This window comes from Micromonospora endolithica, assembly GCF_003626595.1.
GTDB lineage: Bacteria > Actinomycetota > Actinomycetes > Mycobacteriales > Micromonosporaceae > Micromonospora > Micromonospora endolithica.
The window spans coordinates 226,056-242,834 of the sequence record NZ_RBAK01000006.1; the positions used below are offsets into that span (position 1 = coordinate 226,056).

The window sequence follows — 16,779 nt, forward strand, 5'->3', positions numbered from 1 at the left end:
CGGGTCACATGCCGAGTCGGGCCAGCGGTTCGACCAGCTCCCGCTCCTCGTAGGACAGGTGGGACAGCAGGGTGTCGCTGAGCAGGTCGACCGCGGCGCGCAGCTCGGCGGTGCCGTCGTCCACCGACACGTAGGCGACCAACGCGCGGTCGACCCGTTCGAGGACGTCGTGGATGGCGTGGTGCTCCCGCTCCAGCCGGTCCAGCACCGGCGCGAGCCGTGCGTCGTTGGCCCGCAGGTGTGGAAACAGGCCCTGGTCCTCCAGGGTGTGGTGGGTGGTGACGATCCGGCAGTACGACTCGCAGTACGTGCCGAGGGTCCACTTGTTCTGCCGGATCGTCATCGTGTTGATGTGGGAGCGGGCGGCGCCCGCGCCGAGGGTCCCGGCGGACACTTGGTCGATGATGTCGTAGAGCTGGGCCAACTCGGCGCGCAGCCCGTCGTGGACCTCGACGAGGTGCTGCGCGGTGGCCAGGTCGTGAGCGGTGTAGGTCCGGGTGTCGTCGCGCGCCGGGCCGGTGGGGCGCTCCGCCTCGTCCCAGACCCGGATCGCGCTGCGCCGGGTGCCGTCGTCCGGAGTCGGTGTCACGGTGAAGGCCCCGCGCGGTACCGAGGTCCCCGCCACCGACGTCCCGGCCACCGGCGGGACCGCCGGGGCCGGCGAACCCGTCGGCGGCGGTGGGGTGGCGGCCGACGTGGGGGCGGACCGTTCGGCCCGCACCTGCTCCAGCACCGCGGGAACGACCTCGCCGGCGTAACGGCGCAGGTCGTCCGGGTCGTCGGTGGCGAGGATGAAGGTGCTCACCCCGTCGGTGAGCGCGAGATCCGCCAGTTCCTCGGCCCACTGCTCGGCCGGGCCGTCCAGCGGGCCCCGCCCGACGGCGCCGAACCGTCCCTGGATGTTCAGCAGCCGGCGTACGTCGGTGGGGGACCGGCCGGCCTCCCCGGCGGCGTCGTCGATGACGGCGTTGCCACGGGCCAGGTCGCCGGGCTGGAGATAGGCGAGGGACGGCAGCCAGCCGTCGGCCCGCCGCCCGGTCAGGGCGAGCATCCGCGGCTTGTACGCGCCGAGCCAGATGCCGACCGGGTGGGCCGGCGCGGGTCCCCGTTTCGCGCCGACCACCCGCTGGTGCTCGCCGTGCACGCGGACCCCGCCCCGGCTGTCGGTGTCCCACATCTGCCGGATCACCTCGATGGCCTCGTCCAGCGCCCGCACGGCCTGGGCGGGGGTGAGCCGGTGCCCGCCCATGGCCTCGATGGCGTCCCAGAAGGCGCCCGCCCCGAGCCCCAGCTCCACCCGGCCGCCGCTGAGTCGGTCCAGGCTCGCCACCGCGCGGGCGAGCACGGCCGGGGGGCGCAGCGGCAGGTTCGCGACGTTCGGCGACAGCCGGACCCGGCTGGTGCGGGCGGCGACGAAGCTCAGCAGCGTCCAGGTGTCCAGGTGCGCGGGCTGGTACGGGTGGTCCTGGAAGGTGACCAGGTCCAGACCGACCTGCTCGGCCTGCACGGCCAGCCGCACCACCCCGTCCGGGTCCGCGCTGGCCGGGGTGAGGAACACCCCGAAGGTCAGCGGGTGCCCGTAGTCGCTCATGACGTGTCGACCTTTCCACGCAGGTGTGCGCCGCGCGGCGTGAACCCGGATCCGGACCGCGCCGATGATCGGATCGTATCCCCGGGAACGGGTACCCCGGGCCGGCGCGGGGGACGACGACTCGCGCGCCGGGGAAGGACCGGACCAGGCCGTGGTTGGATGGCGGGATGCGGTTCACCGGGCCAGACGTGCCGAGACGGCGGGGCGGCGGCGGCACCCGGTGGTTGGCGGCCACGGTCGGCGTGGCCGCCGTCCTCGTCGGCGCGGCCTTCCCGGTCGACGCGGCGGCGTCACCCACCCCGGTCGCCGTCACCACCCGGTGCGAGGTACGCGACGGCCGGCTGACCGAGATCTCCGGGATGGTCGCCACCGACGACGGGTTCGTGATGATCAACGACGGCGCGGACGACGAGTCCCGTCGGCGCGTCTTCTTCCTCGATCGCGCATGCGCCGTGGTGCGGACGGTGTCGTACCCGTCGACGCCACGGGACACCGAGGATCTCGCGGTCGGCGCCGACGGCACGCTCTGGGTGGCGGACATCGGTGACAACAACCGTTCCCGCGAGACGGTCGCGGTGTGGAAACTCGCGCCGGGGGCGGACGCGCCGGTGTTGTACCGGATGGCGTACCCGGACGGCCCGCACGACGCCGAGGCGATGTTGGTGACCGGCGACGGCCGGCCGTTGATCGTGACCAAGTACTCGGCCGTCCTGTATGCCCCGACCGCCGCCCTGCGGACCGGGCGGACCGTGCCACTGGCCCGGGTCGGGCAGGTCCGGCTGCCGGCCTCCACCACGAGCAACCCGTTCTCGGCGCTCGGCCGGACCGCGGTCACCGGCGCCGCCACCGCCCCGGACGGACGCCGGGTGGTGCTGCGCACGTACGCCGACGCCTTCGAGTTCGAGGTCCCCGACGGTGACGTGGTCGCCGCGCTGACCGGCTCCACCCCGTCGGTCACGCCGCTGCCCGACGAGCCGCAGGGCGAGTCGATCACCTACAGCGGTGACGGGCGGTCCCTGCTCACCGTGTCCGAGACCGCCGGCCAGCCGCCGGGCACCCGGGCACCTGTCCTCCGCTACCCCCGGCCGGCGGCGGTCGCGTCCACCCCACCGCCGTCCACCCCACCGCCGACCACTGCGGGGTCGACGACGACTCCCGGGCCGTCCGCCGTGGCGACGAGCGACCGCACCGGCGTCGGGCGTACGCCGATCGTGCTGGCCGGCGCCTGTGGGCTGGGCGCGGTCGTGGTGGGCCTGCTCGTGGCCCGGCGCAGGCGCAGGGGCTCCCCGGCACGGCGCTGACCTGGCCGACGAGCGGCCACGCACCAGGCTGGCGAACGCCGTACCGATTGACTTTCGATAGGTATTGCGTGATAGTCGATGCATGCTTGCTGAACATCGAGCGGTGCTGCCGCTCCGGGTCTTCCTCGTGGTGCTGTTCGGGGTCCTGGTGGTCTTCCAGACCATGTCGCTGCCCGGGCAGTTCGCCTACATGGCGGAGCAGTCACCGGAGGAGGCGTACCTGCGCTGGCCGGCCACCATCGTGACGATCTTCTGGGTGCTGTGCGTCCAGGTGGTGATCGTGGCCACCTGGAAGCTGCTCACCCTGGTCAAGAACGACCGCATCTTCACCCAGGCGTCGCTGGTGTGGGTGGACGCGATCGTGTGGGCCATCGCCGCCGCCTGGACGGTGCTCGTGGGCGTCTTCCTGTACGTCGGCTTCAACGCCAACGATCCCGGGCTTCCCCTGCTGTTGTTCCTGATCCTGGTCGGGGTCGCGGTGTTCGGGCTGCTGATGGTGGTGATGCGGGCCCTGCTGCGGCAGGCCACCACCCTGCGCACGGACATGGAGGCGGTGATCTGATGCCCATCGTCGTGCGGATCGACGTCGAACTGGCCAAACGCAAGATGAGCGTGGGTGAGTTCGCCGAGCGGGTGGGCCTCACCCCGGCGAACATCGCGGTGCTGAAGAACGGCCGGGCCAAGGCGGTCCGGTTCAGCACCCTGGAGGCCATGTGCCGGGTGCTCGACTGTCAGCCCGGTGACCTGCTCGAATGGGTCGACGAGTGATCCAGGTCCGGGGCCTCACCAAGCGGTACGGCGACGTGCTGGCCGTCGACGACCTGAGCTTCGACGTCGAGCCCGGCAAGGTCACCGGCTTCCTCGGACCCAACGGGGCGGGGAAGTCCACCACGATGCGGATGATGCTCGGCCTGGACCGGCCCACCTCCGGGACGGTGCTGGTGAACGGCCGGCCGTTCACCGCGCTCGCCGAACCGCTGCGGGAGGTCGGCGCGCTGCTCGACCCGGGCTCGGTGCACGCCGGCCGCACCGGCCGCAGCCACCTGCGGGTGGCTGCCCGGACCAACGGCGTACCGGAGCGTCGGATCGACGAGGTCGTCGAGCAGGTCGGGCTCGGCAGCGCGGCCGGCCGGCGGATCCGGGGCTACTCGCTGGGCATGCGCCAGCGGCTGGGGATCGCCGCGGCGCTGCTCGGCGACCCCCGGGTGCTGCTGTTCGACGAGCCGATGAACGGCCTGGACCTGGACGGCATCCGCTGGATCCGCGGGCTGCTGCGCCAGCTCGCCGACCAGGACCGCACCGTGCTGGTCTCCAGCCACCTGTTGAGCGAGATGCAGCAGACCGCGGACCGCCTGGTCGTCATCGGGCGCGGGCGACTGATCGCCGACGCCACGACGGCGGAGATCCTGGGCGGTCTGGGCCGCCTCCAGGTGCGGGTCCGCAGCTCGCGGTCCGAGGAGTTGCTCGCCCGGCTGCGGGAGCGCGGCCTCACCGCCGAGCGCGTCGACACGCACGAGCTGCGGGTCGAGGAGAGCACCGCCGAGGAGGTCGGCGAGGTGGCCAACGAGGGCCACCTCCCGCTGCACCACCTCTCCGAGGCGCAGCAGTCCCTGGAGCACGCCTACCTGGCGCTCACCGGCGACGACGTGGAATACCACGGCCGACCGGCGGAGCCGACCCCGACGAGGACGGAGGTGGCACGGTGACCGCCGCGCCGACCGCCCGCGACCGGCGCGACGAGGCCCGGGATCTCTCCACCGGCCAGGTCTTCGCCCGTGCCTGTGCCGCCGAGTGGACCCGGCTGTGGACGGTCAGGGCCACCTGGTGGTTCCTGGCCGCGGCAGCCGCGGTGATGGTGGGGATCGGTGCCACCGCCGGCTTCGAGGCGGCCGGCAGCCCGGATCCGCCGCAGGGCGATCCGGCATGGCGAATCTCGACGATCACCGCCATGCCGGCCCAGTTCGCCCTGCTCGCCCTCACCCTGCTCGCGGTCACGTCCGACTACGCCACCGGCGGGATCGTCCCGGCCCTGCAGTGGACGCCCCGCCGGACGATCCTCTTCCTGGCCCGCGCCCTGGTGCTCACCGGGACCACCGCCGTCGCCGGCGCGCTGCTGGGACTCGCCTCCGCCCTGGCGGCCCACACCACGGCCCGGCCGTTGCTGCGGCTGCCGTGGGACGACGGCGTCGAGGTGCTCGGCACGGTGGCCTTCGTCGTCGCGGCCGGCGCCCTGCTCGCCGTCGGGCTCGGCTTCCTGCTGCGCCACACCGCCGGCGCCCTGGTCGCGGTCTTCCTGCTGATGTTGCTGCTGCCGCTGCTGCTGCCGCAGTTCGGCTACGCGTGGATGGACGCGCTGGCCGACGTCCTGCCCGGCACGGGGGCGGCGTTCCTCCTGCTCGGCGAGGTGCCGGGGATGACGACGTCGTCCGCGGTGACGGTCCTGCTCGGCTGGGCCGGCGGCGTGTCGCTCGCCGGCTGGCTGCGGCTGACCCGGGACGACGCGAACCGATGACGACCGACCAGGTCGACGTGCTGGTCGTCGGGGCGGGGCTGGCCGGCCTGCACACGGCCACCCTGCTCGCCCGGCAGGGCCACGAGGTGCTGCTGGTCGAACGGCGTCCCACGCTCACCGGCGCGATCCGTACCACCGGCATCTTCGTCCGGCGTACGCTTGAGGACTTTCCGCTGCCCCCCGACTGCCTCGGGCCCGCCATCCGGCGGGTCGTGCTCTACCCGCCGGGGCTGCGTCGCCCGGTGACGCTGGACAGCGCGCGCGACGAGTACCGGGTCGGCGACATGGCGCCGCTGTACGTGGCGGCGGCCCGCGCGGCGACCGATGCCGGGGTCCGGATCGCGCTGGGCACCCGGTACGCCGGTCGGCGCGGCGAGGTCTTCCTGCTGGCCGGTCGGGACGGGCCCACCGGTGTCCGGGCGCGGTTCGTGGTCGGCGCCGACGGGGCCCGCTCGCGGGTCGCCCGCGATCTCGCCCTGGACCGCAACCGGCACCTGTTGGTCGGCGCCGAGGAGGTCTTCGGAGTTCCCCGCGGTGACGGGCCGCCGGCGTTCCACTGCGTGCTCGACCCCGCGGTCGCCCCGGGCTACCTGGCGTGGGTCGTCAACGACGGGCGGCACGCCCACGTCGGCGTGGCCGGCTACGCCCACCGCTTCCGCGACGGGCTCCGGGGGGCGCTGCGGCGGTTCGCCGCCACCGCGCCCGGGCTGTCCGGGGTGGACCGCCCGGAGGAGGTCGAGCGGCGGGGCGGCCCGATCCCGGTCGGCGGTGTGCTGCGCCGGATCGGCTGCGTCGACGGGCTGCTGGTCGGCGACGCGGCGGGCGCGGTCTCCCCGCTCACCGCCGGGGGCCTCGACCCGTGCCTGCGGCTGTCCGAACTCGCCGCCGCCGTCCTCGACGAGGCCCTGCGGGCCGGCCGGCCCACCGCGCTGGCGCACTACGACGGTGCCGCGCTGCGGGCCCGCTTCCGGGGCCGGCTGCTGCTGCGCCAGGGTCTGGCCCAGGTACGCACGCCGGCCGTCGCGGCGGCGGCGTTCACCCTGCTGCGTACGCCGCCCGGGCGGGCCGCCGCCGGCCGGATCCTCTTCGGCGACGGTTCCTTCCCCGCCGTCGCGCCGTTCGCGGCCCGACCGGCGACGGGTCGGTGCCGGTAGCGGCTCGCCCGACGACGCGGACGTCCTCCGTGGTGCGACCCGACCGGGATGCTGATCGATTGCCGCCGATTGACAAAGTTTGGGATCCAAACTTAATCTGCGGCTCTCGGTCGGGTGTCGCCCGCGTTCCCGGTGCCGCCCCGCCGCATTCCCGTCCCAGTGCAACCCCAGGCGAGGAGCGTCATGGCCGGAATACGAGGCACGACGACAAGGACCCGATGGCGACTGAGTGTGTTCACCGGCGCCCTCACGCTGCTGCTGGTGAGCCTCGGCATGACGTTCGCGGTGAGCGCGCACGCCGCCGCCGGCTGCTCGGTGGCGTACTCGACCAACCAGTGGCCCGGCGGGTTCACCGCCAACGTGGCCGTCACCAACCTCGGCGACCCGCTCAACGGCTGGCGGCTGACCTGGACGTTCCCCGCCGGCCAGCAGGTGACCTCGGCGTGGAACGCCACCGTCACCTCCGCCGGTGCGAACGTCACCGCCAGCAATGTCGGCTACAACGCCGCCATCGGCACCAACGGCACCGTCTCGTTCGGCTTCAACGGCTCGTGGAGCGGGTCCAACCCGGCCCCGACCTCGTTCGCCCTCAACGGCGTCACCTGCACCGGCGGCGTCGGGCCCACCACCGGTCCGCCGACCACCCCGCCGCCGACGACCCCGCCGCCGACCACGCCGCCCCCGACGACCCCGCCGCCGGCCGGCGACCCGATGGCCTACGTGGCCGCGATGCAGCCCGGCTGGAACCTGGGCAACACCTTCGACGCGGTCGGGGCCGACGAGACCGCCTGGGGCAACCCGCGGGTCACCGAGGCGCAGCTGGACGCGATCCGGGCGCAGGGCTTCAACAGCATCCGGATCCCGGTCACCTGGAGCAACCACCACGGGCCGGCGCCGGCGTACACCATCGACCCGGCCTGGCTGAACCGGATCAAGGAGGTTGTCGGCTGGGCGCTGGCCGACGGTTTCTACGTGATGATCAACATTCACCACGACTCGTGGCAGTGGATCAACGCGATGCCGACCGACCGGACCACCGTGCTCAACCGGTACAACGCGCTCTGGACCCAGATCGCCGCCGCGTTCCGGGACGCCTCGCCGAAGCTGCACTTCGAGAGCGTCAACGAACCGCAGTTCGCCAACAGCTCCGGTGACGCCCAGAACGCGCAGCTGCTGCACGAGCTGAACACGTCCTTCCACCGGATCGTGCGAGCCTCCGGCGGCGGCAACGCCACCCGGATGCTCGTCCTGCCGACCCTGCACACCTCGTCGGACCAGGCCCGCCTCGACGAGCTGACCGCCACCCTCGGCCAGCTCGACGACCGCAACCTGATCGCCACCGTGCACTTCTACGGCTACTGGCCGTTCAGCGTGAACGTCGCCGGCGGCATCCGGTTCGACGCCACCGCCCAGAAGGACCTGACCGACGCCTTCGACCGGGTGCACAACGCCTTCGTCGCCAAGGGCATCCCGGTGGTCATCGGCGAGTACGGGCTGCTCGGCTTCGACCGGCACACCGGCACCATCGAGCAGGGCGAGAAGTTGAAGTTCTTCGAGTTCCTCGGCTGGTACGCCCGGTCCCGGCAGCTCACCACCCAGCTCTGGGACAACGGCCAGCACTTCGACCGGACCGCCTTCCGGTGGAAGGACCCGGAGCTGTTCGCCCAGATCACGTCGAGCTGGACCACCCGGTCCGGCACCGCGTCCTCCGACCAGGTGTACGTGCCGCGTACCGGCTCGGTGACGGCCAGGACGCTGACCCTGAACCTCAACGGCACCGCCTTCCAGGGGCTGCGCCAGGGCAGCGCCAACCTGGTGCAGGGCACCGACTACACCGTGTCGGGCAACCAACTCACACTCACCGCGAGCGCGCTGACCCGGCTGGTCGGCAACCGGGCGTACGGCGTGAACGCCACCCTGCACGCCCGGTTCTCCACCGGCGTGCCGTGGCGGATCGACGTGATCACGTACGACCGGCCGGTGCTGTCCCACGCGACCGGGACCACCACGTCGTTCGCCGTGCCGACCCAGTTCCGGGGCGACCAGCTCGCCACCATGGAGGCGAAGTACGCCGACGGCAGCAACGCCGGCCCGCACAACTGGACGTCGTTCAAGGAGTTCGACGTGACCTTCTCGCCCGACTACACCGGTAACCGCATCACCCTGACCGAGGCCTTCTTCGCCGAGGTCAACGACGGTGCCCGGGTGAACCTCACCTTCCACTTCTGGAGCGGGGCGACCGTCACCTACGCCGTCACCCGGCAGGGCAGCACGGTAACCGGCACCACCACCAGCACCGCCCGGGTCGGCTGACCCCGTACCAAGATCGAGGGCCGCGACCGCAAGCCGGTCGCGGCCCTCGCGCGGGGCGGGCGCCCCGTCCGGGATGGACGGAGCGCCCGCTCGGGGAAGGAGGGGTCAGAAGTTGTCCGGGGTACGGATCCGGTTGCGCATGAAGGTGCCCGACTCGGTCAGCACCGAGGTACCGGCGAACTGGGTGCCGTTGCAGGTGCCCGGGCGCAGCGCGGCGCTGCCCTCGGCCTTGTCGGAGAACGTCCAGTTCGCGTAACTGATCTTGAGGCGGTCCATCAGGTCCACCCAGGCGGCGCTGCTGGCCAGGTCGGCGGCGCCGTCACCGGTGTACGAGACGGTGCCGAACTCGGTGACGAACATGGGCAGCCGGGCGGCGGCCCGCTCCAGCTCCGCCCGGTAGTTGTCCCGGTGCGAGGCGGCATAGAAGTGGAAGGCGTACATCACGTTGCTGGCGTTCACCGGGTTGTTGATGACCTCGGTGGCGTTGCCGCCCTCGGAGACGCCCAGCGACGACCAGGCCCGGGTGCCGACGATGACCACCGCGTCCGGGTCGTTGGCGCGGATGACCGGGATGACCTGCTCGGCGTAGTTCTTGATGGTGGACCAGCTGACGCCGTTGGGCTCGTTGGTGATCTCATAGATCACGTTGTTCTTGTTGGCGTGCCGGGCGGAGACGGCCGCGAAGAAGGTCTTGGCCCGCTCCAGGTTGAACATCGGGTCACCCGGGGTCAGCGTGTGGAAGTCGATCAGGGCGTACATGCCCCGGGCGGTGGTCTTGTCGACCAGGTCGTTGACCCGGGCGGTGAAGCCGGCCGGGTCGGTCTCGTAGCCGTCCTCCTGGACGTACATGGCGACCCGGTAGAGGTCGGCCCGCCAGTCGGTGGCGAGGGCGTCGAGCGCCTGGTCCTTGGAGCACTGCGGGAACCACTGGATGCCGTGGCTGCTCATGCCGCGCAGCTGGATCGGCCGGCCGTGCTGGTTGCACAGGTTGGCCCCGCACACCCGGAGCTGGCCGTTGATCGCCACCGGGGTCTGGCCGCCCGGCGGCGGCGTGGTCGGGGGTGGCGTGGTGGGCGGGGGAGTGGTGGGCGGGGGAGTGGTCGGCGGCGGCGGGGTGGTCGGGTTCGTCGTGCCGCCGGTGCAGACGGTGCCGTTGAGGGTGAACGACGTCGGCGACGGGTTGCTGCCGGTCCACGAGCCGTTGAAGCCGATCGTGGTGGAGGCGCCGGTGCCCAGGGAGCCGTTGTAGCCCACGCTGCGCGCGGTGACCGCCGAACCCGACTGGCTGTACGTCGCCGACCAGCCCTGGACCACGCGCTGTCCCGGGTCGGGGAAGCTGAAGCCGAGGGTCCAGTCGCTGACCGGGTCGCCGAGGTTGCGAATGGTGACGGAGGCGGTGAAGCCTCCGGTCCAGCTGTTGGTCGTGTATGTCACGGCGCAGCCGGTGGCCGCCGACGCGCTGGCGGTGGAGAGCGCGACGGTAGCGCCGAGGGTCAGCGCGCAGACGGCGCCGGTCGCGAGGAGTTGCCGTCGCGAGGGCAGGGAGAGTCGTCTCATCGGGAGGGTCTCATTCCGGTGGTGGTGGGGGTGCCGGTTCGGGAGCGCTCCCACGGCAGCTTAGAGGGGACGAAACCGGCGTGCAACATCTAGCTGTGTCGAAGTCCGCCCGAGGCCGCGGTGGGAGGGTTCGGCGGTCCACTCAGGATTCGTGCAGAGCGCGGGCGAGGCGACGCACCGCCTCGTCCATCAGCTCGGGCGGGGCCGCGGCGTAGGTGAGGCGCAGGTGGGGGGCCGGCGGTTCGGCGGCGTACCAGGGGCGGCCGGGGAACACGACGACCCCCTCGGTCACCGCGGCGGCGGCCACCGCGACGTCGTCGGTGCCCTCCGCCAGGCGCACCCAGAGATGCAGGCCGCCGGTCGGGACCTCGGCCGGGACGAGGTCGGGCAGGTGCCGGCGCAGCGCGGTCAGCAGGGCCTCCCGGCGGGTCCGCAGCGCGGTCCGCAGGGCGCGCTGGTGGCGCGCCCTGGCCGGGGCGGTGACGAATTCGAGGGTGGCCTGTTGCAGCGGGCCGGCCACGAAGAAGTCGTCGAGCAGCCGGCTCGCGCGCAGCCGGGCACCGGCCGGACCGCGGGCGCCGATCGCGGCGACGCGCAGCCCGGGGGCGGCCGACTTGGTCAGCGAACGCAGGTAGACGACGTGACCGTCGGGGTCGTCGGCGGCCAGTGGCGGTGGGGCGTCCCCGTCGACGGTGAGGTCGCGTGCGTAGTCGTCCTCGATCAGGAAGGCCCCGGCGTCGCGTACCGCCTCGGTGACCGGCGCCCGCCGGTGGCCGGCAAGGGTCGCGCCGTGCGGGTTGGCGTGCAGCGGCTGGCAGTAGAACAGGCGTGCGCCGGTACGGGCGAACGCGGCGGCGAGGTGGTCGGGCCGTACCCCGTCGGCGTCGGCGGGCACCGGCACCACCCGCAGACCTGCCGCGCGCGCGGTGGCCAGCGCGCCCAGGTAGGTGGGGGACTCGACCAGCAGGGTGTCACCGGGCGTGGTGAGGGCGCGCAGCGTGGACGACAGGGCGGCCTGCCCGCCAGGGCAGATCACCATGTCGTCGGCGCGCAGCCCGGTCCCGGACTCGCGGGCGAACCAGGCGCGCAGATCGGCCCGCCCCTCGACCGGGCCGCGCTGCCAGGACGCCGGCTGTCGGGCGGCCCGGGCCAGCGCCGCTCCGAGCGCCGCGGCCGGTTGCAGGTCCGGGTCGAGGTAGCCGCCGGACAGCGGAATCGCTCCCGCCGGGGGCAGCGCCAGCAGCGCCCGCATCTCCGCCTCGCCGGGTCGGCGGGGACCGAGCGCCACGGTCTGCCACGACAGGTCGGGCGCCCGTCGTTCGGGCGGCGCGGTGGCCACGAAGGTGCCCCGACCGGAGCGGGTCTCGATCAGGCCCTCGGCCGCCAGCTGCCGGACGGCCTCGGCCACGGTGACCGGCGAGGCCCGGTGTCGCGCGGTCAGCGCGCGCATCGAGGGCAGCCGGGTGCCGGGCTCGGCGGCGGCCACCCGGGCACGTAGATCTTGGATAACGCGTGCCGTTGCGTTACCGTTCTCCATGAGGGCTAAGAGTAGCGCTACTGTCCCGACCACGGTAACGGCGGATCGCCACGCCGGGCTCGTCCTCGGCGCGCTGGGCGTGCTCGCCTTCAGCCTGTCGTTGCCGGCCACCCGCGTCGGGGTGCAGCAGCTCGATCCGTGGTTCGTCGCCTTCGGCCGGTCGGTCGGCGCCGCGCTGCTGGCCGGGGCGTACCTGTGGTGCACCGGTGCGCCGCACCCCACCGGCGACCAGGCGCGCCGGCTGTCGATCGTCGCCGTCGGTGTCGTCGTCGGCTTTCCGCTGTTCACCTCGCTGGCGCTGCTCACCCAGACCTCCGCGCACGGCGCGGTCGTCATCGCCGTCCTGCCCGCCCTGACCGCCGTGTTCGCGGTGCTCCGGGCCGGCGAGCGTCCGCCGCCGCTGTTCTGGGCCGCGAGTGCCGGCGGGATGCTGGCGGTGCTGGTCTTCCTCGGCGCCAGCGGTGCGGTGCGCGGTGCGCTCTCCCCGGCCGACCTGTTCCTGCTGGCGGCGGTCGTGCTCTGCGGGCTGGGATACGCCGAAGGCGGCGCGCTCGCCCGCGAACTCGGTGGCGCCCGCACCATCTGCTGGGCGCTGCTGCTCGCGCTGCCGGTCACCCTCCCGGTCACCGTGATCGCCGCCGTGGCCGACCCGCCGCGCGCCGGCGCCGCCGCCTGGTCGGCGTTCGGCTATCTCACCGTGGTCTCCATGTTCCTCGGCTTCTTCGCCTGGTACGCGGGTTTGGCCCGGGGTGGCATCGCGCGGGTCGGCCAGCTCCAACTCGCGCAGCCGGTGCTCACCCTGCTCTGGTCGGCGTCGCTGCTCGGCGAGACCGTCGCGCCCGCCTCGGTCCTGGCCGCACTGGTGGTGCTGGCCTGCGTCGTGCTGATCCAGCGGACCCGTGCCCGCGTGCCGCCGCCCCCGGCGTCGCCGACCCGGCGGTGATCCGGCGGGACCGATCGCCCCGCTCGTTCGTCGCGCTCTCAGGGCCGCGGCAGCGGGATCTCCACGGCGTCGCAGCAGGCACTGCCCTCCAGCGCGTCGTTGATCTCGTCGCCAGCCCGGAAGGCGAGGTGTCGGTCCACCGCCACCTTGAGCGGGACACCCCGTTGGGTGCCGAACCCGAAATCGGGTTCCGCCCGGACGGCGAAGGCGCAGCGCAGTTGCCGGCTGTCCAGGTCCATCACCAGCAGGTCGAGGGTGACCCATCCGGGTGCGGGCGGTACCACGGGGGAACCGTCGGCGTTCTCGCGGAACGGTTGGTGCGCGAACGCGGGTACCGGATCCAGGTAGCCGGTCGGACGGACGACGAGCACGTACTCGAGGCGGTCGATCATGGCGAGCTGGTCCGCGAGGTAGTCCGGAGCGGCCTTCTCCTCCGACAGCCGTTCACCGCGCAGTTCCAGCGCCGCGTAGACCGTGGCGTCGACGAACGCGCCGTCCGCCCGGCCGGCGCCGGTGAGACTGAAGTCGTACGGCGAGTCGAAGCCACCCGTGTCCAGGGTGCGCAGCTCACCCTCCATCATCACCAGCATGGTGGACTCGGGCGGCCGGTTCCAGCGGACCGTGGCCACCGGGCCGTCGGGTCGGATCGGTCGTGGGCAGGTCCCGGGCCGGTACCCGCCCCGGGCCGGCAGGGCCGGGGCCAGGTCGAGCAACGCCGCTCGTACGCGGGTCAGGCCCGCCCGGTGCTCGTCGGCCAGGTCGCGCTCGCTGGGCGGGGCGGCGCAACCCCCGACGGCGACGATGATGGCCGTGGCCAGTGCCGCCGACGCCGCAACTGATCGCCGTACGTCGATCGCCCGATCATACGCCGCCGGTGGACGCGTCGCCGGGCGTCGACTCGCCGGCGGCCACCGACTCGCTCGCGGCCACCGACTCCTCGGCGGCCCGGCGCAGCGAGCGGTGCCGGGGGAGGTCCTCGCGGGCCGGCGTAGCCGGCCGGTCGACCGGCCGCGCGGGCACCCGGGGCGCCCCGTCGGTACGCGTGAGGAGAGCCTCGGTCTCCTGGACCAGGTAGTGCGGCCGGCGTTTGGACTCGTAGTAGATCCGGCCGATGTACTCGCCGATCACCCCCAGGATCGTCATCTGGATGCCCCCGAGCCCGATCACGCTGATGATGGTGGTGGTGTATCCGGGCACGTCGATGCCGCGGCTGAGCGCGTCCTCGACCACCCAGGCCATGTAGACCACCGCGAGCAGGGTGAGGAACAGGCCACCGTAGATCGCCAGCCGCAGCGGCCGGTTGTTGAACGACAGCAGCCCGTCGAACGCGTAGTTGAACAGCTTGCCCAGCGTCCACCTGCTCCGTCCGGACTGCCGGCTCTCGTTGCGGTGGGCGACCACCACCGTCCGGAAGCCGATCCAGGAGAACAGCCCCTTGGAGAACCGGTTGTACTCCGGCATCGCGAGCACCGCGTCCACCGCGAGCCGGGACAGCAGCCGGAAGTCACCCGCCCCGTCCAGCAGCCGTACGTCGATCCACCAGTTGACCAGCCGGTAGAAGGAGCGGGAGGCCACCGTACGCAGGAACCGGTCGCCACGCCGGTCCCGCCGGGCGATCACCTGGTCGAAGCCCTGCCGGTACAGCGCCACCATCTCGGGCAGCAGCCGGGGCGGATGTTGCAGGTCGGCGTCCATGATGACCACCGCGTCGCCGGTGGCCCGCTCCAGGCCGGCCAGCATCGCCGCCTCCTTGCCGAAGTTGCGGCTCAGCGACGTGTAACCCACGGTCGGGTCGGCGGCGGCCAGCCGGCGCAGCGCGGCGAGGGTGCCGTCCTGGCTGCCGTCGTCGACGTACACGATCTCGACCTCGACGTCGGACAGCTCCGCGCACGCGGCGGTCACCGCCGCGTGCAGCCGCTCGACCGAGTCCTCCTCGTTGAAGCAGGGCACCACCAGCGACAGGCGCATCCCGGTCACCCCACCCCGCCGGTGCCGCCGTGACGGCCCCCGGGTGCCCGGTCACAGGCGGTAGACGAGCACACCGTCGATGTCCTCCCGGGTGATGCCCAGGCCGTCGACCGGCCGGGCCGCGATGCCCTCCCACGGCGTTCCGCCGGCCCAACCCGGCAGGGCCACCACCGTCCGCACCCCGATGCTCCGCAGGTACGCCACGCTGGTCGGGTCGGGGAAGGTAGCCGTGGCGGCCCGGGTCTGCGCCTGGGTGGCCGGTTCGAAGCCGGCCAGCCCGTTGGTCACCCGGGGGAACCCGTCGGTGGTCCAGGACATGTAGATCAGATCGAGCGCGCCGCCGGCGGGCAGCACCAGCATCGGGTCGGTGGCCGTACGCATCGCGGCCGGTGGCGGCGGCACCACCGGGTGCGCCGTCCGGTTGACCCCCTCCAGCCCGGCCAGGGCCAGCGGGACCAGCAGGACCACCGGGGCCAGCCACCGGGTCCACCGCCCCGGCGACCAGGCCCGGACCGTCTCGGTGAGCACGGTCAGGGTGCCCGCCGCCAGCACCGCCAGCAGCAGGCTGGTCCAGTGCATCATCCGGCCCGGCGTGCGCAGGGCGTCCCAGCCGGGCAGGTGCTTCGACAGCGTCAGGTAACCCGGGTCGCCGTCGCCGCCGAGGGTGGCACCCAGCCCCAGCAGCACCGTGCCGAGCACGCCGAGCGCCAACCCGACCCGACGCCGGGCCGGGTAGACCGAGAGGAACAGCCCGGCGGCGGCCAGCACCATCAGGGTCAGGCCGGGCAGCAACGCCATCTCCGGCGGCCAGGACAGCTGCTCCCGGGCGCCCGCGTGCCGCTCGCCCCACAGCCACGAGTCGGCCGGGGCGGTGACGAAGCCGATCAGCGGCGGCGAGAAGCTCTCCGTCCAGGCCAGTGGGCGCTCGGCCTGCGGGTTGAGATCCACGACCTTCAGGTAGACCAGACCCAGCAGCAGTGTCACCCCGCCGAAGACGGCCCCGCCGGCCAGGTCGGCGAGCAGCAGCCGGCGGCCGAACGGGGGCCGCTCGCGGCGTCGCCACCACGCCCAGCCGTAACCGCCGGCGCCGACCACCACCGCGGCCAGCAGGAAGTAGACCAGCGGCAGCCCGATGGCGAAGCCGAGGCTCACCTGCCAGGCGGCGACGCACCAGCCGGCCAGCGCCCACCCGGGACGTCGTCGCTCCGGCCGGTAGCCGTGCCGCAGCGACCATCCGTGGCCGCGGGCCAGCATCGCCAGGCAGAGCGCGATGCCACCGCTGGAGAGGATGTTCAGGTGCCCGGCGTGCGCCAGCCGCCACGGCGCGAACGCCCACGCGATGCCGGCGACCGCGCCGCCCAGGCGGCCCGCGCCGAGCTGCCGGACCAGGGCGTACGCGCCGACGAACGCCAGCGCGTGCAGCAGCACGTAGAGGACGTTGTAGCGGATCAGGGCGGCCTCGAAGCCGGAGCCGAGCATGCCCAGTGGGGCGTACCCGAGCAGGGTGTCGCTGTAGGCGTAGGTGTAGGTCTCGGGGAAGAAGGTGTTGGAGTGCCAGAGACCGGACGGGTTGTCGAGCAGGGCGTGCCCGGCCCAGGCCACCTGCCACGTCTGTAGCGTGGGGTCGCCGATGTCCCCGGGGACCGTGGTCGCCGGATGTCGCAACGTCGGCCAGGTCAGCACCACGGCCAGCAGCACACCGCCGAGCATCGCGAGGGTCCATTCGTGGCGCAACCATCGCCAGCGGTCCCACCCGCCGCGGCCGGCGGGCGGGGGTTCCTGGTGGTGGTCGACGGTCTCGGTGGCGGCGGCGGTCATGAAGATAGATGGTCCACGATGTGGATCGTCATGTCGATGAGCGACCCGCCATGTGGGCGTACCGATCTCGCCGCCGGCCAGCGGC

At 73.3% G+C, this 16,779-nt stretch carries 14 protein-coding genes; 8 read left to right on the plus strand and 6 right to left on the minus strand.

Features of this window, described 5'->3' with window-relative positions:
* Positions 1–4: 4 nt before the first annotated feature.
* A complete protein-coding gene (locus D7223_RS17350) occupies positions 5–1,591 on the minus strand; it encodes an LLM class flavin-dependent oxidoreductase (RefSeq protein WP_120729439.1) in 1,587 nt (528 codons plus the stop codon).
* 188 nt (positions 1,592–1,779) lie between these two features.
* On the opposite strand from D7223_RS17350, the gene D7223_RS17355 reads away from it, so the two are divergent.
* The 7 genes from D7223_RS17355 to D7223_RS17385 all read left to right on the plus strand — a co-directional run bounded on the left by D7223_RS17355 (position 1,780) and on the right by D7223_RS17385 (position 8,871).
* Positions 1,780–2,892 (plus strand): hypothetical protein, encoded by a 1,113-nt coding sequence (locus D7223_RS17355; RefSeq protein WP_238162088.1) that lies wholly within the window; start codon positions 1,780–1,782, stop codon positions 2,890–2,892.
* Between the two features lie 82 nt (positions 2,893–2,974).
* Positions 2,975–3,454: a DUF2975 domain-containing protein gene (locus D7223_RS17360; RefSeq protein ID WP_120729440.1), complete on the plus strand. Its 480-nt coding sequence runs from the start codon at positions 2,975–2,977 to the stop codon at positions 3,452–3,454.
* Complete coding sequence (locus D7223_RS17365) at positions 3,454–3,660, plus strand: helix-turn-helix domain-containing protein (RefSeq protein ID WP_120729441.1); 207 nt, start codon at positions 3,454–3,456, stop codon at positions 3,658–3,660. The genes D7223_RS17360 and D7223_RS17365 overlap by 1 nt, the downstream gene beginning before the upstream one ends.
* Positions 3,657–4,598, plus strand: coding sequence for an ABC transporter ATP-binding protein (locus D7223_RS17370; RefSeq protein ID WP_120729442.1), 942 nt, complete (start codon positions 3,657–3,659; stop codon positions 4,596–4,598). The genes D7223_RS17365 and D7223_RS17370 overlap by 4 nt, the downstream gene beginning before the upstream one ends.
* Complete coding sequence (locus tag D7223_RS17375; protein ID WP_120729443.1) at positions 4,595–5,404, plus strand: hypothetical protein; 810 nt, start codon at positions 4,595–4,597, stop codon at positions 5,402–5,404. The genes D7223_RS17370 and D7223_RS17375 overlap by 4 nt, the downstream gene beginning before the upstream one ends.
* Entirely contained in the window at positions 5,401–6,558 is a 1,158-nt protein-coding gene (locus D7223_RS17380) for an NAD(P)/FAD-dependent oxidoreductase (RefSeq protein WP_120729444.1), read from the plus strand. The genes D7223_RS17375 and D7223_RS17380 overlap by 4 nt, the downstream gene beginning before the upstream one ends.
* Positions 6,559–6,741: 183 nt before the next feature.
* A complete protein-coding gene (locus tag D7223_RS17385) occupies positions 6,742–8,871 on the plus strand; it encodes a cellulase family glycosylhydrolase (protein WP_186832242.1) in 2,130 nt (709 codons plus the stop codon).
* A gap of 105 nt (positions 8,872–8,976) precedes the next feature.
* On the opposite strand, the gene D7223_RS17390 is transcribed toward D7223_RS17385, so the two are convergent.
* Both D7223_RS17390 and D7223_RS17395 read right to left on the minus strand, forming a co-directional pair.
* Positions 8,977–10,428, minus strand: a complete 1,452-nt coding sequence (locus tag D7223_RS17390; RefSeq protein WP_120729445.1) for a cellulase family glycosylhydrolase — start codon at positions 10,426–10,428, stop codon at positions 8,977–8,979.
* Positions 10,429–10,570: 142 nt separating this feature from the next.
* Positions 10,571–11,965: an aminotransferase-like domain-containing protein gene (locus D7223_RS17395; RefSeq protein WP_120729446.1), complete on the minus strand. Its 1,395-nt coding sequence runs from the start codon at positions 11,963–11,965 to the stop codon at positions 10,571–10,573.
* Between D7223_RS17395 and D7223_RS17400 the strand changes: the two genes are divergently transcribed.
* Positions 11,964–12,908 carry a DMT family transporter gene (locus D7223_RS17400; protein WP_120729447.1) on the plus strand — a complete coding sequence of 315 codons (945 nt, stop codon included), beginning with the start codon at positions 11,964–11,966 and terminating at the stop codon, positions 12,906–12,908. The two genes, D7223_RS17395 and D7223_RS17400, sit on opposite strands and share 2 nt — an antisense overlap.
* Before the next feature lie 38 nt (positions 12,909–12,946).
* Here the strand turns inward: D7223_RS17400 and D7223_RS17405 are convergent, their stop codons facing one another.
* The 3 genes from D7223_RS17405 to D7223_RS17415 all read right to left on the minus strand — a co-directional run bounded on the left by D7223_RS17405 (position 12,947) and on the right by D7223_RS17415 (position 16,694).
* On the minus strand, positions 12,947–13,621 hold the full coding sequence (locus D7223_RS17405; protein WP_120729448.1) for a hypothetical protein: 675 nt from the start codon (positions 13,619–13,621) through the stop codon (positions 12,947–12,949).
* Between the two features lie 148 nt (positions 13,622–13,769).
* Positions 13,770–14,885, minus strand: a complete 1,116-nt coding sequence (locus tag D7223_RS17410; RefSeq protein ID WP_186832239.1) for a glycosyltransferase — start codon at positions 14,883–14,885, stop codon at positions 13,770–13,772.
* Between the two features lie 42 nt (positions 14,886–14,927).
* Positions 14,928–16,694 (minus strand): hypothetical protein, encoded by a 1,767-nt coding sequence (locus D7223_RS17415; RefSeq protein WP_120729450.1) that lies wholly within the window; start codon positions 16,692–16,694, stop codon positions 14,928–14,930.
* Positions 16,695–16,779: the final 85 nt, after the last annotated feature.

Coding starts and splice junctions, on each gene's coding strand:
- D7223_RS17400 (WP_120729447.1), top strand. CDS start 11,964: ATGAGGGCTAAGAGTAGCGCTACTGTCCCGACCACGGTAACGGCGGAT.
- D7223_RS17360 (WP_120729440.1), top strand. CDS start 2,975: ATGCTTGCTGAACATCGAGCGGTGCTGCCGCTCCGGGTCTTCCTCGTG.
- D7223_RS17395 (WP_120729446.1), bottom strand. CDS start 11,965: ATGGAGAACGGTAACGCAACGGCACGCGTTATCCAAGATCTACGTGCC.
- D7223_RS17385 (WP_186832242.1), top strand. CDS start 6,742: ATGGCCGGAATACGAGGCACGACGACAAGGACCCGATGGCGACTGAGT.
- D7223_RS17380 (WP_120729444.1), top strand. CDS start 5,401: ATGACGACCGACCAGGTCGACGTGCTGGTCGTCGGGGCGGGGCTGGCC.
- D7223_RS17350 (WP_120729439.1), bottom strand. CDS start 1,591: ATGAGCGACTACGGGCACCCGCTGACCTTCGGGGTGTTCCTCACCCCG.
- D7223_RS17365 (WP_120729441.1), top strand. CDS start 3,454: ATGCCCATCGTCGTGCGGATCGACGTCGAACTGGCCAAACGCAAGATG.
- D7223_RS17415 (WP_120729450.1), bottom strand. CDS start 16,694: ATGACCGCCGCCGCCACCGAGACCGTCGACCACCACCAGGAACCCCCG.
- D7223_RS17390 (WP_120729445.1), bottom strand. CDS start 10,428: ATGAGACGACTCTCCCTGCCCTCGCGACGGCAACTCCTCGCGACCGGC.